This is a genomic window from Streptomyces muensis (assembly GCF_021474425.1).
Classification (GTDB): Bacteria; Actinomycetota; Actinomycetes; order Streptomycetales; family Streptomycetaceae; genus Streptomyces; species Streptomyces muensis.
In genome coordinates this window covers 1-15,119 of sequence record NZ_JAKEIP010000206.1, presented here as the reverse complement: position 1 = coordinate 15,119, position 15,119 = coordinate 1, and the positions used below count along the sequence as shown (strand labels likewise).

The window sequence follows — 15,119 nt, the reverse complement described above, 5'->3', positions numbered from 1 at the left end:
GCCCCGCCCCCGACTCCCGCCACTCCTCGGCCCGTTCGGCGAAAATCACCTCCGCCCTGCGCCGCAACTCCTGTGCCGACGCATGGTGCTGCCGCGCCCGTCCCCGGACATGCATGCGTCGTCGATGGCGGGCGCGGCTGTCGGAGTGGGGGGCGCGGCCCGGGCCACTGGTTGCCGTCGTGGTACGTGTGCGTGATCGAAGTGCCATGCGACGAGGATCGGGCACCTCGGCCCACCCGCGATGATCTTGCTCAAATCCCGGGGATTACCGCCCAGTTGTGGAAAACTCCGCCACCCACACGAGTGGCCCCCGCCTCCGAGCACTCGCCCAGTGGGCGCCCGTCCGCCCCGAAACCCCGCCCCTGAGCACCCGTCACCGAGGCGAAACCACAACCCCCAACAACCCGGGCCCGGTATGCGCCCCGATCACCGCTCCCACCTCGCTCACATGCAGGTCGGCGAGCCCCGGGACCCGTGCCCGCAGGCGGTCCGCCAGGGCCGACGCCCGGTCGGGAGCGGCGAGATGGTGCACCGCGATGTCGACCTGCGCGCTGCCCGCCCGGTCGGCCGCGATCTCCTCCAGGCGTGCGATGGCCTTGGAAGCCGTGCGCACCTTCTCCAGCGGGCCGATCCGACCGCCCTCCAGCTGCAGCAGCGGCTTCACGGCGAGCGCCGAGCCCAGCAGGGCCTGTGCCGCGCCGATACGGCCACCGCGACGCAGATAGTCCAGGGTGTCGACGTAGAAGTAGGCGGCCGTGCTCCCGGCCCGCTTCTCCGCGGCCGTGACGGCCTCGTCCACCGTGCCGCCCGCCTCCGCCGCCTCGGCCGCGGCGAGCGCGCTGAACCCGAGCGCCATCGCGACCATCCCGGTGTCCACCACCCGCACCGGCACCGGCGCCTCGCGCGCCGCGAGGACCGCCGCGTCATAGGTCCCGGAGAGCTCGGCCGACAGGTGCAGGGAGACGATGCCGGTGGCGCCGGCCTCGGCGACCTTGCGGTAGTGCTCGGCGAAGACCTGCGGGCTGGGACGCGAGGTGGTGACAGGGCGTCGCTTCTGCAACGCCTGGGCGAGGGAACGGGTCGAGATCTCGGTGCCCTCGTCCAGTGCCTGACCACCGACGACCACGGTCAGCGGTACTGAGGTGATGCCGTGGCGCTCCATCGTCCGCGGCGGCAGGTAGGCCGTTGAATCGGTGACGATCGCGACATGGCGGGACATGAGCTGGAGGTTACCTGCCGTAGCGCCCGGGCGGCAGCCCGACCCCGCTCACCTGGAAATGCCTTGACCGGATCAACTCACGCTCACCCGGGCTCAAGTCGTGCTCTCGGGGCGGGGTTTCTTCTCCCAGGAGTACGTCGGGCGAGGGCCGGGCGGGGTGATCGCGGGCCGTGCGGGCTCCTCGGCCCGCTGCGTTCGAGAGGGGTCCGACCAGGTCTGCTCGGCCGTCGCTTCCGGCTGTGCGGCGGGGGCCTCCGGCCAAGGGGCCGACGGTGAGGTGGGCTCCTCCGTCTGCCAGTGCCGCAGGGCGCCGGTCTCCACGTCGATCTGGGCGCTGAGGGTGTCCAGGTCGTCGTCGGCGAAGCGGCGGGCCCGGTCGCGGGCGGCCCAGCGCAGCGAGTCGGCGGCATGGATGATGCGCTCGGTGCGTTCGCTGAGGTCGGGCAGCCGCTCGGCGAGCGTCGCGCGGTCCGGCTCGGACTCCAGGCGCCGCAGTTCGGCGTCCAGTTCATGCCCGTGCGCGCTGAGGCGCTGGAAGAGGCCGAGGGACTCCTTCAGGGACTCGTCCTCGGCCACGCCCGCGTGCAGCGCGTCCTGGGTGGCCCGCATGGAGGTGCGCAGCTTCAGCCGCAGCTGGGCGAGCTCGCCGGCCGGGCCCGGCTGGGCGAAGGACTTGGCCCGCAGGGTGTGGTCCTCGACCGTGCGGCGGGCGTGGCTGATGGTGTCGTCGACGCGGCGCTTGGCGGCACCGACCACCTTCACCGTGGCGTAGACGCCCAGCACGACGAAGAGCACGAACAGCAGGGCCACGACTGCGATCACTGCGTCCACGAACTCCTCCTCCGACCGGCCGCGACACCTGCCGCGTCACTCTTCAACGGTAAACGCAGCGGGCAGGCCCGGAGTTCCAGCAGAACCCCGAACCTGCCCGTAGGGGATCACCCCGAGCGAAGATCACACCGCGCCGAAAGCCGACGTCATCGCGACCCCGACGAGCCGCGACCCCAGCGCGCCGCGACCCCGACGGGCCGCGGCGGCAGCCCGGCCGGAGTCGCCGGCGCGCTCACGCAGCCGCGCCACCTACGCCGGAACGATGTTCACCAGCTTCGGCGCCCGCACGATCACCTTCCGGATCCCGGCGCCGTCCAGTGCCGCCACGACCTTCTCGTCGGACAGGGCGACCTTCTCCAGCTCCTCCTCGGAGATGGCCGGCGAGACCTCCAGGCGGGCCTTGACCTTGCCCTTGATCTGCACGACGCAGGTCACGGTCTCGTCCACGACGTAGGCCGGGTCGGCGACCGGGAAGTCCCGGTGCACCACCGAGTCCTCGTGGCCCAGCTTGCGCCACAGCTCCTCGGCGACGTGCGGGGCCAGCGGCGCGACCATCAGCACCAGTGCCTCGGCGACCGGGCGCGGCACCGCCCCGCCGGCCTTGGTCAGGTGGTTGTTCAGCTCGGTGACCTTGGCGATGGCGGTGTTGAAGCGCATGCCCTCCAGGTCCCCGCGCACGCCGTCGATCGCCTTGTGCAGGGCACGCAGCGTGTCCTCGTCGGGCTCGGCGTCCACCACCGTCACGGCACCGGTCGTCTCGTCGACGACGTTGCGCCACAGCCGCTGCAGCAGCCGGAACTGGCCGACCACCGCGCGCGTGTCCCACGGCCGGGAGACGTCCAGCGGGCCCATCGCCATCTCGTACAGCCGCAGCGTGTCGGCGCCGTACTCGGCGGCGATCTCGTCCGGCGTGACCGCGTTCTTCAGGGACTTGCCCATCTTGCCCAGCAGCCGGGAGACCTTCTCGCCCTGGTAGTAGTAGGCGCCGTCGCGCTCCTCCACCTCGGCGGCCGGCACCGCGATGCCCCGGCTGTCGCGGTAGACGTAGGCCTGGATCATGCCCTGGTTGAACAGCTTGTGGAACGGCTCCGCCGAGGAGACGTGTCCCAGGTCGAACAGCACCTTGGACCAGAAGCGCGCGTACAGCAGGTGCAGCACGGCGTGCTCGGCGCCGCCGACGTACAGGTCGACACCGCCGTGCGGCCGGCCCTCGCGCGGGCCCATCCAGTACTGCTCGATCTCGGGGTCGACCAGCTGCTCGCTGTTGTGCGGGTCCAGGTAGCGCAGCTCGTACCAGCAGGAACCCGCCCAGTTGGGCATGGTGTTGGTCTCACGCCGGTAGCGCTTGGGTCCGTCGCCCAGGTCCAGGGTGACGTTGACCCACTCCTCGTTGCGCGACAGCGGTGTCTCGGGCTCGGTGTCGGCGTCGTCCGGGTCGAAGGTGCGCGGGCTGTAGTCCTCGACCTCGGGCAGCTCCAGCGGCAGCATCGACTCGGGCAGCGCGTGGGCGATGCCGTCCTCGTCGTAGACGATCGGGAAGGGCTCGCCCCAGTAGCGCTGACGGCTGAACAGCCAGTCGCGCAGCCGGAAGTTGACCGTGCCCTCGCCGACGCCGGACCGCTCCAGCCACTCGGTGATACGGGCCTTGGCCTCGGCGACGCCCAGGCCGTCCAGGCTGATCTCGTCGTTCGCGGAGTTGATGATCTTCGCGTCGTACGACGAGAAGGCGTCCTCCCAGGTGGAGGTGTCCGTGCCGCGGCCGTCCGTCGGCTCGACGATGCAGGTGATCGGCAGCTCGAAGGCCCGCGCGAACTCGAAGTCACGCTGGTCGCCGCAGGGCACGGCCATGATCGCGCCGGTGCCGTAGCCCATCAGGACGTAGTCGGCGATGAAGACGGGGACCTGCTCGCCGTTGACCGGGTTGGTCGCGTACGAGCCGATGAAGACGCCGGTCTTGTCCTTGGCCTCGGCCTGGCGCTCGACGTCGGACTTGGAGGCGGCCTGCGCGCGGTAGGCGGCGACGGCCTCGGCCGGGGTCGCGTGGCCGCCGGTCCACACGTCGTGCGTGCCCTCGGGCCAGGCGTCCGGGGTGAACTTCTCCACCAGCGGGTGCTCGGGCGCCAGCACCATGTAGCTCGCGCCGAACAGGGTGTCGGGGCGCGTGGTGAAGACCGTGATGCGCTCCCCGTCGATCGGGAAGTCGACGCGGGCGCCCTCGGAGCGGCCGATCCAGTTGCGCTGCTGCAGCTTGATGGCCTCGGGCCAGTCCAGCTCGTTCAGGTCGTCCAGCAGCCGGTCGGCGTACGCGGTGATCCGCATGTTCCACTGGCGCAGCTTGGCCTTGAAGACCGGGAAGTTGCCGCGCTCGGAGCGGCCGTCGGCCGTGACCTCCTCGTTGGCCAGCACGGTGCCCAGGCCGGGGCACCAGTTGACCGGCGCGTCCGAGGCGTACGCCAGGCGGTAGCCGCCCAGGACGTCGGCGCGCTCGGCGGCGTCCAGCTCGCTCCACGCGCGCGTGCCGCCGTCGGAACCGGGTACGGCGCGCTCACCGGACTCGAACTGAGCGATCAGCTCGGCGATCGGGCGGGCCTTCTTCGCCTCGTCGTCGTACCAGGAGTTGAAGATCTGCAGGAAGATCCACTGGGTCCACTTGTAGTAGTCCGGGTCGATCGTGGCGAACGACCGGCGCTTGTCGTGGCCCAGGCCCAGCCGGCGCAGCTGGACCTTCATGTTCTCGATGTTGGCCTCGGTGGAGACACGCGGGTGCGTGCCGGTCTGCACGGCGTACTGCTCGGCGGGCAGGCCGAAGGCGTCGAAGCCCAGGGTGTGCAGGACGTTGTGGCCGGTCATGCGCTGGAAGCGCGCGAAGACGTCGGTCGCGATGTAGCCCAGGGGGTGGCCGACGTGCAGGCCCGCGCCGGAGGGGTACGGGAACATGTCCATGATGAACTTCTTGGGCTTGGCGGCCAGCTCCGGGTCGCCCGCCATGTCGCCCTTGGGGTTCGGCGCCGCATAGGTGCCCTCGGCGTCCCAGAAGTCCTGCCAGCGTGCCTCGATCTCGGCCGCCATGGCGGCCGTGTAGCGGTGCGGCGCGGCCACCTCGGCGGTGGCAGCGGGGTTCGTCTCGCTCATGATCCTCAAAGCTCCATCGATCGTCTCTGCCAGCGGCTGCGGTTCTCTGGAAACGAAAAATCCCCTCGCACAGGAGGGGACGCCGCGCCGATTCCGACCATCCGATTCGCCCGGTGGTCGGGACTGATCAGCGCGGCCCGCTAAGCAGAAGGCGTACGGCACGCATGGCGTCAGGGTACCGCAGCGCCGGAGCGGGTCGCGACGGGCTTCCGGCGGGGCGCAGGACAGGCGCCACGAGCGGGCTCACACATGAACAACCGCGCCCCCTGTTCCGTACCTGAGAGTTGTGAAGACCTCGAAAAGCTGAACAACGTTCAACTGTTACCTGGCGTAACAGTCGCTAAGGGACACCGCAAGTCCCGTACAGCCCGTAGATAACAACGCAATAACTCAAACGCCGTACCCCTCGGTATGGAGCCACTTAGAGTGCGGCAGCGGGACCGCCTTCCCGAACCGCTCGGAGTTGCCCCCATGAACCCTCGTCGTAGTAACAGTTCGCTCCCCAAAACGGGCCGGTCGGCCTACGGGGTGGCGACCGCTGCTGTTCTGCTGCTCATACCCCTGGTCGTACTGGTCGGCGGGACCTGGCTGCAGGAGTTCCTCAACTTCGGCGCCGGTGTCCTGTCGCTCGTCTGTCTCACCTGCTCGGTGATCTGGGGCCTGGTCGCCCAGGACCGGATGATCCTCAACACCCGCCAGCGGATCATCGCGCAGGGCATCCACCGGGTGACCGCCGTGGCCTCGATCGCGTTCCTCCTGGTGCACATCGGCGTGAAACTGGCGCTGGACCACGCCAGCCCGATCGCCGCGCTGATCCCCTTCAGCCTGGTGTTCGCCGGCGGCGACGAGATCCCCGGCAGCGCCTTCCTCATCGGCCTGGGCTCCCTGGCCGCCCTGCTCATGATCTTCGTGGGCATCACCGGCGCGCTGCGCAACCAGTTCGCCTCCCCGGCGCCGGTCGCCGCCCGCTGGCGCGCGATGCACATGCTGGCCTACCCGGCCTGGTGCGCGGCGCTGGTCCACGGCCTGTTCGCCGGCCGCCCGGCGAAGACGTTCTTCATGGTCTGCTACGAACTGTGCGTCGTCGCCGTCGCCGCGGCCCTCGCGCTGCGCGCCGCCCCGCGCCCCGTCAAGCGCAGGTTCGCCGACTGGATCGCCCAGTTCGTCGGCCGCGACGAGTCGGCGGGCCGCGAGGACCTGGAGGAGAGCCGCGCCCGGGCCGCGTCCGGATCCGCGCTGCCGGGCTACGACAACCAGCGCCCGGGACGGGGTTCGCGCGGCGAACGGCCCTTGCGCGACGAGCGGCCGGGCCCGCTGCCCGGGATGCCCTCCCAGGCCCCGTCGGCCGCGGAGACCACGGGCGGGTTCGCCGCCGCCTACCGTGCCGTCTCACCCCGCTCCCGCGGGCCGCAGCAGTCCTACGCGGCCGACCAGACCGCCCGCATGGACCTGCCCCTGGACATGCAGCCGACGGAGGCGATCCCCCGCGTCGACGGCGGCTCCAGCACCTCGGGCAGCTGGCCGATCCCGTCCCCGCCGCCCGTCGGCGAGGCGCCCCCGTCGTCCTACGACCCGCTCAACGACACCGGATACAACATCCCCGTCTATGGCAATTCGGGCACCCAGGGCTACGGTTCCGGCGCCGCGGGCTACGGCTCGAGTGATGTGTACGACACCGCTGAGACGAACGCCGTCTTCGGTACGTACAACCAGAACGACACGTACAACAACAGCGGTCCCGCCACTGAAACACTGCCCGGTGCCTCCTACGACTTCGACGCACCGGGTTCGGGCGAACCTTGGAACACGCCTTCCGGAGGCTTTAAGTGAACGAGGCCCTGCCCGACGTACCCGAAGTCCGCGTGGTCGGTCTTCCCCAGCTCACGTCGGGCTTCGACCTTGTGGAGAGACTCGATCTGCCCATGCACCTGAAGGTGCACGGGCCGCTCGAACCCATGGGCGGCGAGCAGCTCGCGAAGCTCGCCGAGAACATCAATCTGAAGGGCCGCGGCGGCGCGGGCTTCCCCTTCCACAAGAAGCTGCGCTCGGTCGCGGAGGCCGCGATCAAGCGCGGCGTACGGCCCGTCGTGGTCGTCAACGGCAGTGAGGACGAGCCGGCCTGCCGCAAGGACACGGTGATGATCAACCGTGCCCCGCATCTCATCCTGGACGGCGCGCTACTGTGCGCCGAGGCCCTGGGTGCCCGCACGCTCGTGGTGGCGGTCACCCGGGAATCCACCCAGCGCTCCATGGAGGCCGCCCTCGCCGAACGCGGCCTGAGCAACAGCCGCCGCTCCGCGCTACGCGCGTTCGTCCAGCGCAACCCCGTGCGCATGGTCACCGGCGCCGCCGCCTCCGTGATCCGCTCCATCGACGGCGGCCCGGCGATCCCGCCCGGCCGCAAGGTCAGCGCCTCACAGAACGGCGTCGGCGGCGCGCCCACACTGCTGTCGAACGCCGAGACGTTCGCCCAGTTGGCCATCGCGGCCCGCATCGGCCCGGAGCGCTACGGCAACACCGGTCTGTACGACGAGCCGGGCACCGTCATGCTCACGGTCTCCGGCGCGGTCGCCCGCCCGATGGTCATCGAGGTGCCGACCGGCGTGCCGCTGCGCTACGTCCTCCAGCTCGCCGGCGCCCCACCCGTCCCCCAGGGCGTGCTGACCGGCGGCTATCACGGCAAGTGGATCGACGCGGCGACGGTCAACGAGGCGATCGTCTCCCGCAATTCGCTGGACGCGGTGGGCGGTGCGCTCGGCGCCGGCGCGATCCTACCGATCACTCAGGAGACCTGCCCACTGGGCGAGTCGCTGCGGGTGGCGCAGTGGCTGGCCGAGGAGAGTGCGGGCCAGTGCGGCCCCTGCTACCTCGGTCTGCCGGCCGCCGCGCGCGGCATGGAGGACATCCTCAACGGCGGTGGCCCGGCCGCCCTGGAGGCGCTCAAGCAGGTCGCCAAGAACGTGAAGCGGCGCGGCGCGTGCTCGCACCCGGACGGCTCCGCGATGTTCCTGGAGTCGACCATCAAGGCGTTCACCGACGACCTGGCGGCCCATGTCCTCGGCAACGGCTGCGGACGGCCCGTGGAGGGCGTTCTGCCGCTCTTCGAGGGCGGCAGGGCCCCCTCGGGCATCCCGGGCGGCGCCGAGGCCGAGGAGAACGGCCCCAGCCGTCAGAAGATCTACGTCGACTGGACGCTGTGCCGCGGCCACGGCCTGTGCGCGGACATCCTCCCGGAGGTCTTCCAGCTGGGCGCCGACGGCTTCCCGACCGTCGCCCAGGCGAAGGTCCCGCGCTACGCCGAGGCCAAGGCCCTGCGCGCGGTACGCCGTTGCCCCGCCCTCGCCCTGCGCATCGAGGAGGACACCCGCGCGGGCGACTCCTCCCGCAACAACCTGCCGGTCCTCTCCCAGGGCCGCGGCAGGCGCGCGCTGGGACGCTGAACACGCCGAAGGCGGACCATCCTTGTGGATGGTCCGCCTTCGACTTCTGTGGAGCTAAGGAGAATTGAACTCCTGACCTCCTGCATGCCATGCAGGCGCTCTACCAACTGAGCTATAGCCCCTTGCTTTGGTCCGCTCGGTTTCCCCGGCGGCGACGCCAACATTACCGGTCCACCTGGTGCAGCACCAAATCGTTTCCCGAGTGGTCCGATACGACCGCTTTTGTCCGGTTCAAGCCGTGACGAAGGAATAGAAACGCTTGAGCGTGCAGTGTTCTTCGAGGAGACGGCCGTAGATCGGTTCGCCCTCGAGTTCACGGTAGGTCTCGATCGGGTCGCCTTTTATGATCAGCGCCCGCGCGCATTCCTCGCACCAGTACTGGTAGTCGGGGTTCACCGGTTCCATGTCTCGGACGATCGGCGTTCCGCTGCCGCACCAGTCGCACTTTCGCCTGTGTGCACCCATCGATCAGCTCCAGCTGTGGCCGCAGGCCGTGCACACGTAGGAAATTCCGCCGTTGTCGCCAAGAAGCTGGGCGACATGGACGGAGCCGCAGGAAGGGCAGCTGAGGCGCGTGATCGTATCCCGTGTCAAAGCTGCTTCGGGGAGGCCACCGACCTCCTCGAGGATGCTCGCAGGCATCACTGCTCCCTCCCGTCGGGCCGCGCCCCCTTCCGGCCGTTTGATTCTGCCACGGCCGGACCAATACGGTCAGCGACGCCTCAGTACCAGTCCGGACACGGCAAGCCTTCGCCGCCGCACGGACCGTGCGCACCCGCGCCCCAAGCGCCTCCTGAGAGGTATACGCCCGCGAGGCCCAAGTCACTCAAGCCGGACCCGAACACTTTGGCGGATACCAGAAGATCCCGCCGATCGAAGCGATCGGCGGGATCTTGTTGTCTCACTGTGGAGCTAAGGAGAATTGAACTCCTGACCTCCTGCATGCCATGCAGGCGCTCTACCAACTGAGCTATAGCCCCTGGTCCCACGTGGCGGAGCCACATGGTGTTTCGCCCCGCTCGGCGGGGCGAACAAGAAGAACTTTAGCCTGCGACCTGCCAGAAAGTGAAATCCGGGCCTCGTCAGTCGTCGTCGGCGTCAGTCGTCGTCGCCGAGGACCGGCTCCGGCAGGGTGCCGGCGTTGTGCTCCAGCAGACGCCAGCCGCGGGCGCCCTCGCCGAGGACGGACCAGCAGCAGTTGGAGAGGCCGCCGAGGCTCTCCCAGGACCTGGGCTCCAGGCCGATGAGGCGGCCGATGGTCGTACGGATCGTGCCTCCGTGGCTTACCACGACGAGGGTGCCGTTCTCTGGGAGCTTCTCGGCGTGCCGGAGCACCACGGGGGCGGCGCGGTCGGCGACCTCGGTCTCCAGTTCGCCCCCGCCGCGGCGCACCGGCTCGCCGCGCTTCCACGCCGCGTACTCCTCGCCGTACCGCTCGATGATCTCCTCGTGCGTCAGGCCCTGCCAGGCGCCCGCGTAGGTCTCGCGCAGGGCCTCGTCGTGCGTCACCTCCAGGGCGGTGAGCGCGGACAGCTCGGCTGCCGTGTGGGCGGCGCGCCGGAGGTCGGAGGCGATGATCGCGTCGGGCTTGAGGCCGGCGAGGAGCCGGGCGGCGCGGCGGGCCTGGGCGAGGCCGGCCTCGGTGAGGGCGACGTCCGTGGTGCCCTGGAAGCGGCGCTCCACGTTCCACGAGGTCTGGCCGTGCCGCAACAGGATGACGCGGCGGCCGGGCCTGCCCGTGGGCACCTCGTCGGTGGTGCTCATCGCCACTCACCGCCCAGCTCGGCGGCCTCCTCGGCGGCCTGGAGCTCGGCGTGCTCGGCGGCCTTGCCGCGGGTGGCCTTGGCGTCCTCGGGCAGGTCGAGCTCGGGGCAGTCCTTCCACAGCCGCTCCAGGGCGTAGAAGACGCGCTCCTCGCTGTGCTGGACGTGGACGACGATGTCGACGTAGTCGAGCAGGACCCAGCGGGCCTCGCGGTCGCCCTCGCGGCGCACCGGCTTGGCGCCGAGCTCCTTGTTGAGCCGCTCCTCGATCTCGTCGACGATCGACTTGACCTGGCGGTCGTTGGGCGCGGAGGCCAACAGGAAGGCGTCCGTGATCGACAGGACGTCGCTGACGTCGTAGGCGATGATGTCGTGCGCGAGCTTGTCGGCGGCGGCCTGGGCGGCGGTGTTGACGAGCTCGAGGGAACGGTCGGTAGCGGTCACTACAAGGCTTTCGGTCGGCGGACACTTGGCTTCACTCGACCTCAAGGGTCTCACGGACCGGTGACAACACCCCACGTGATTACCGGCTCACGTGGGGTGGCCTGCGGTTTTGTACGGCTGTGGCTACGACGAGGACGGCTTGTAGTCCTGGCCGAGCACCACCGAGACGTCCGCGTTCCCCGCCACGTCACCCTTCGTGACCGCGTCGGCGGACAGTCCGAGGGTCTTGGCGACCTCGGTGGCGTTGGCCTTGTCGGCGGCGTCGGCGTAGACGACCTCGGACGTGGCCTCGGCGGACGCGGTGCCGCCCTCCAGGAAGGTGAAGCCGCCGTTCAGCAGCACCACGCGGGCCTTCTCGGTGTTGTCCTTGACGCCGCTGGCGTTGCGGATGGACACCCGGACCGCGGCGTCCTTGTCGGGGCTCTTGGCGGTGCCGCCGAGGACGTTCTTGACGACACTGGCGCTCGCCTGGGCGCTGAGTGTTCCGTCGGTCTGGACGGGCAGCATGGCCGTCTTGTAGTCGCCGCCCTTGGCCAGCTCGGCGAGCTTGGCCAGGAAGGCGCCGAGGTCCTTGTCGGTCAGCGGCGGCTCGATGATCATGCCCAGGGTCTGCACGGTGACGGTGGCGCCCTGGGTGTCCGAGGTCAGCTTGCGCAGCGTGGCCTGCATTACCTGCCCGAACCGCTCCAGCTGGGCGTTCTGCGCCTCGCCCGAGCCCTGGTAGGTGGCGTAGGCGACGGCCATCTTGCCGCTGAGGGTCTGGGACTTGCCCTTGCGGACGAGGGGCGCGCTGCCCTTGGCCTTGGCGTCCGGGTCGGGCACGTCGGCGTTGGTGTCGACCTCGATGTTGCCGACCAGGTCGACGAGGTTCTGCAGATACGGGGTGTCCAGGCGCCAGGTGCCCTGGATCTCGGTGCCCAGGACGGTGTCGATGGCGTCGCGGGTCCCGGAGGAGCCGTCGTCGTCGACCGACTTGGCCAGGGTGGTCGTGCCGTCGTCGCCGGTCAGGGCGAGGGAGTTCGGCAGCAGGACGGTGGTGCCCTGGTTGGTGGTGGTGTTGTCGACGAGCAGCGCCGTGGAGGTGCCGCCCTTCTTGGTGTTGTGCAGATGGACGACGATCACGTCCCGCTTCTGGGCGCCCACCGCCGTAGCGGTGCCCTCCTTGCTGTCGCTCGACGACAGGACGGGCAGCTTCCCTGCGTACCAGAGGTAGCCGACGCCTCCGGCCGCGACGACCGCCAGGACGACCACGAGCGCGATCACGCGCGCGCGTGCCCGTCGCCGGGCCTCCTCGCGGCGCTCGGTGCGGTTCTCGGTGAACTTCAGCCAGTCGATGACGTCCTCGGAGTCCCCGTCGGGCTCCTCGACGAACGCGAACTGCTCGGTCTGGTACTCCCGGTCGCCGCGGTCTCCCCGCTCCTGGGGATGCGGCTCCTCGACCGGCCCGGCCTGCTGCGGGATGTAGGCGGTCTGCTGCTCGGCGACCCGGTGCTGCTGTCCGCTGGTGGCGGTTCGGCCGTACGGGTCATAGGGGGGCGAGTGCGCGCCCGCCTGCTGGGGGTGCGTGCCGGTGCCGTACTGCTCGTAGGAGGGCGTGGGCGGCTGCCGGCCGGTGTCGCCGGCCGCGTAGGGATCGTACGGCGGGACGGGCTGCTGCCGGCCGGTCGCGTACGGGTCGTAGCCGTAGCCCTGCTGCGCGTACGGGTCGTACTGGTGCTGCGGTGGCTGTTGCTGCGCCGGGATCTGCCGGTAGACCGGCCGGCCGTACTCGTCGTAGCCGACGAGTTCGTACTGGTCGCCCTCGTATCCCGCGGCCCCCGCGTCGTATCGGTCGTTCACCGGTCGCCCCTCTCGGCTCACTCGCCTCACTCGCCGCGGTACAGCTCGCGCTTGTCGATGTAGCGCACGACTCCGTCCGGCACCAGATACCAGATGGGGTCGCCCTTTGCGACTCTCGCGCGGCAATCGGTGGACGAGATGGCCAGCGCGGGTACCTCGACCAACGACACGCCGCCTTCCGGTAGCCCGGCGTCGTCGAGGTCGTGGCCGGGCCGGGTGACGCCGATGAAGTGCGCGAGGGAGAACAGCTCCTCCGAGTCCCGCCAGGTCAGGATCTGGCCCAGGGCGTCGGCGCCGGTGATGAAGAAGAGGTCCGTGTCGGGGTTGAGCGCGCGTAGATCACGCAGGGTGTCGACGGTGTACGTCGGGCCGCCGCGGTCGATGTCGATGCGGCTGACGGAGAACTGCGGGTTCTCGGCGGTGGCGATGACCGTCATCAGATAGCGGTCCTCGGCCGGGGAGACGTGCCGGTGGCTCTTCTGCCACGGCTGGCCGGTGGGCACGAACACGACCTCGTCGAGGTGGAACTGCGCGGCGACCTCGCTGGCCGCGACGAGGTGGCCGTGGTGGATCGGGTCAAACGTTCCGCCCATGACGCCGAGGCGGCGCTTGCCGGGGTTCGACGGGCCGTTTCCGGGGCCGGTAGGCATGTCCTGCTCTCCCATGCGTGCAGACCCTACCGGCCCCGCCTGAGGGCCCAGGCCTGTCCGGGACTCAGCGGTCGCGGTTGAAGCGGGTGGTGATCCACAGCAGGAGCAGCAGGATGACGAAGGCGCCACCCCCGGTGAGCCACGGGCTGATGCTGTTGTGGTTGCCGCCGTGCTCCTCGCCCTCGGCGGCGAGAGTGACCAACTGGGCAGCGGCGCTGTGGAAGCTCATCTTCGGCGTGACCTATCGGGTGTGGGCGGGATAAAGATGTCGGCCCATCGTAAGCGGGCGCCATGACGGGGATCACGCCGACTCCACCGTTGGGGCGCCGGGGCGGCCGGTGGGGAACCTTCCCGGGCGCTCAGTCGTCCTTCCGCCTGTAGCCCCGCAACAGGAACCACGCGGTCAGCACACAGCCCACGACCATCACGATCAGCACCACCCGGAGCAGATTCCCCGCACCCTGCTGCTCGGCCGCGCTCGCGGCCTCGGTGAGCCAGGCGGCCGGGGGGTTGTGCTCCATGACGCGGAACTCCTTCGCTGTAGTGCCCGTCCACCGTAACTCGGCTTAGGCTGGGCTCTGCTTCGGGGGCGCAAAGGGCGGAACAAGGCTCTGCAAAAGGCCGCACAAGGCCTTACAGAGCCGTAGAGAGCCATCCAGACGCACATGGGGGAAGACATGTCCGACGGCCACGAGCAGGGCGGGCACGAGAACGTGCCGAGCAGGCAGCGCAGGCGTTTCCCGGGGATCTCCTCGCGTGCGTACGAACACCCGGCGGACCGCTCGGCCCTGGTGGCCCTGCGCAAGCTCAGCGGCTTCGACACCGTCTTCAAGGCCCTGAGCGGCCTGCTGCCCGAGCGCAGTCTGCGGCTGCTGTTCCTGTCCGACTCGGTCCGGGTCTCCGAGCAGCAGTTCGCGCACCTCAACGACATGCTGCGGGACGCCTGTTACATCCTGGACCTGGAGAAGGTCCCGCCGATGTACGTCAACCAGGACCCGGTGCCGAACGCGATGTGCATCGGCCTGGACGAGCCGATCATCGTGGTCACCACGGGGCTGCTGGAACTGCTCGACGAGGAGGAGATGCGGGCGGTTGTCGGCCACGAGGTGGGTCACGCCCTCTCCGGCCACTCCGTCTACCGCACGATCCTGCTCTTCCTCACCAGCCTCGCCGTCCGGGTCGCCTGGATCCCGCTGGGGAACATCGCGATCATGGCGATCGTGACGGCGCTGCGGGAGTGGTTCCGCAAGTCGGAGCTGTCCGCCGACCGGGCGGGGCTGCTCGTCGGGCAGGACCTCACGGCCTCGATGCGCGGCCTGATGAAGCTCGCGGGCGGTCACCATCTGCATGAGATGAACGTGGACGCGTTCCTGAAGCAGGCCGAGGAGTACGAGGCGGGTGGCGACCTGCGTGACTCCGTCCTGAAGATCCTGAACGTGCTGCCTCGCTCCCACCCCTTCACCACGGTGCGGGCGGCCGAGCTGAAGAAGTGGGCCGAGTCCCGTGACCATCAGCGGATCATGGACGGGCACTATCCGCGCCGCTCGGAGGACAAGGACACCTCGGTCACCGACTCCTTCCGTGAGTCGGCCTCGCACTACGCCACCCATGTGAAGTCGTCCAAGGACCCGCTGATGAAGCTGGTCACGGACATCGCCGGTGGTGCGGGCGATCTGGGTGGCCGGGTGCGGCGGGGTTTCGGCGGCTTCACTGGTACGGCCTCGGGGGAGGCGCCGCGCCGGGACGACGACAGCGAGGACAACACCTGACGCCCACCTGCGGCTTCCACCCCATTTTCCTC

The 15,119-nt window shown here is 69.9% G+C and carries 13 protein-coding genes and 2 tRNA genes; 3 read left to right on the top strand and 12 right to left on the bottom strand.

The genetic code is table 11. The features are described from left to right. Positions 1 to 373: 373 nt before the first annotated feature. From L0P92_RS33060 to leuS, 3 genes are all read right to left on the bottom strand, one after another. Complete coding sequence (locus tag L0P92_RS33060) at positions 374 to 1,219, bottom strand: DegV family protein (RefSeq protein ID WP_234766744.1); 846 nt, start codon at positions 1,217 to 1,219, stop codon at positions 374 to 376. Between the two features lie 93 nt (positions 1,220 to 1,312). Continuing rightward, the gene (locus L0P92_RS33055) at positions 1,313 to 2,050 is read right to left on the bottom strand and encodes a hypothetical protein (RefSeq protein ID WP_234766743.1); all 738 of its coding nucleotides are present in this window, start codon (positions 2,048 to 2,050) and stop codon (positions 1,313 to 1,315) included. A 249-nt stretch (positions 2,051 to 2,299) separates the two neighbouring features. Then, a complete protein-coding gene (gene leuS / locus L0P92_RS33050) occupies positions 2,300 to 5,182 on the bottom strand; it encodes a leucine--tRNA ligase (RefSeq protein ID WP_273634130.1) in 2,883 nt (960 codons plus the stop codon). A gap of 471 nt (positions 5,183 to 5,653) precedes the next feature. On the opposite strand from leuS, the gene L0P92_RS33045 reads away from it, so the two are divergent. Together L0P92_RS33045 and L0P92_RS33040 are read left to right on the top strand one after the other, a co-directional pair. Then, complete coding sequence (locus L0P92_RS33045) at positions 5,654 to 7,012, top strand: ferric reductase-like transmembrane domain-containing protein (RefSeq protein WP_234766742.1); 1,359 nt, start codon at positions 5,654 to 5,656, stop codon at positions 7,010 to 7,012. Beyond that, entirely contained in the window at positions 7,009 to 8,622 is a 1,614-nt protein-coding gene (locus L0P92_RS33040) for an NADH-quinone oxidoreductase subunit NuoF family protein (RefSeq protein WP_234766741.1), read from the top strand. The genes L0P92_RS33045 and L0P92_RS33040 overlap by 4 nt, the downstream gene beginning before the upstream one ends. A 49-nt stretch (positions 8,623 to 8,671) precedes the next feature. Here the strand turns inward: L0P92_RS33040 and L0P92_RS33035 are convergent. From L0P92_RS33035 to L0P92_RS32995, 9 genes are all read right to left on the bottom strand, one after another. Next, a tRNA-Ala gene (locus L0P92_RS33035) sits at positions 8,672 to 8,744 on the bottom strand. Between the two features lie 109 nt (positions 8,745 to 8,853). Continuing rightward, positions 8,854 to 9,087 carry a hypothetical protein gene (locus tag L0P92_RS33030; RefSeq protein ID WP_003976229.1) on the bottom strand — a complete coding sequence of 78 codons (234 nt, stop codon included), beginning with the start codon at positions 9,085 to 9,087 and terminating at the stop codon, positions 8,854 to 8,856. A gap of 442 nt (positions 9,088 to 9,529) precedes the next feature. Next, positions 9,530 to 9,602: transfer RNA gene (locus L0P92_RS33025), tRNA-Ala, on the bottom strand. 118 nt (positions 9,603 to 9,720) lie between these two features. Next, entirely contained in the window at positions 9,721 to 10,386 is a 666-nt protein-coding gene (locus L0P92_RS33020; RefSeq protein WP_234766740.1) for a histidine phosphatase family protein, read from the bottom strand. Further along, positions 10,383 to 10,829: a ribosome silencing factor gene (gene rsfS, locus L0P92_RS33015; protein WP_234766739.1), complete on the bottom strand. Its 447-nt coding sequence runs from the start codon at positions 10,827 to 10,829 to the stop codon at positions 10,383 to 10,385. The genes L0P92_RS33020 and rsfS overlap by 4 nt, the downstream gene beginning before the upstream one ends. 123 nt (positions 10,830 to 10,952) lie before the next feature. Beyond that, positions 10,953 to 12,668, bottom strand: a complete 1,716-nt coding sequence (locus L0P92_RS33010) for an LCP family protein (RefSeq protein WP_234766738.1) — start codon at positions 12,666 to 12,668, stop codon at positions 10,953 to 10,955. Positions 12,669 to 12,694: 26 nt separating this feature from the next. After that, positions 12,695 to 13,333 carry a nicotinate-nucleotide adenylyltransferase gene (gene nadD / locus L0P92_RS33005; protein ID WP_234766737.1) on the bottom strand — a complete coding sequence of 213 codons (639 nt, stop codon included), beginning with the start codon at positions 13,331 to 13,333 and terminating at the stop codon, positions 12,695 to 12,697. 49 nt (positions 13,334 to 13,382) lie between these two features. Beyond that, positions 13,383 to 13,547 carry a hypothetical protein gene (locus tag L0P92_RS33000; protein WP_107119861.1) on the bottom strand — a complete coding sequence of 55 codons (165 nt, stop codon included), beginning with the start codon at positions 13,545 to 13,547 and terminating at the stop codon, positions 13,383 to 13,385. Between the two features lie 130 nt (positions 13,548 to 13,677). Beyond that, positions 13,678 to 13,839, bottom strand: coding sequence for a hypothetical protein (locus L0P92_RS32995; protein ID WP_217206364.1), 162 nt, complete (start codon positions 13,837 to 13,839; stop codon positions 13,678 to 13,680). Between the two features lie 144 nt (positions 13,840 to 13,983). Between L0P92_RS32995 and L0P92_RS32990 the strand changes: the two genes are divergently transcribed. Next, positions 13,984 to 15,087 carry a M48 family metallopeptidase gene (locus tag L0P92_RS32990; protein WP_372497367.1) on the top strand — a complete coding sequence of 368 codons (1,104 nt, stop codon included), beginning with the start codon at positions 13,984 to 13,986 and terminating at the stop codon, positions 15,085 to 15,087. Positions 15,088 to 15,119 lie beyond the last annotated feature (32 nt).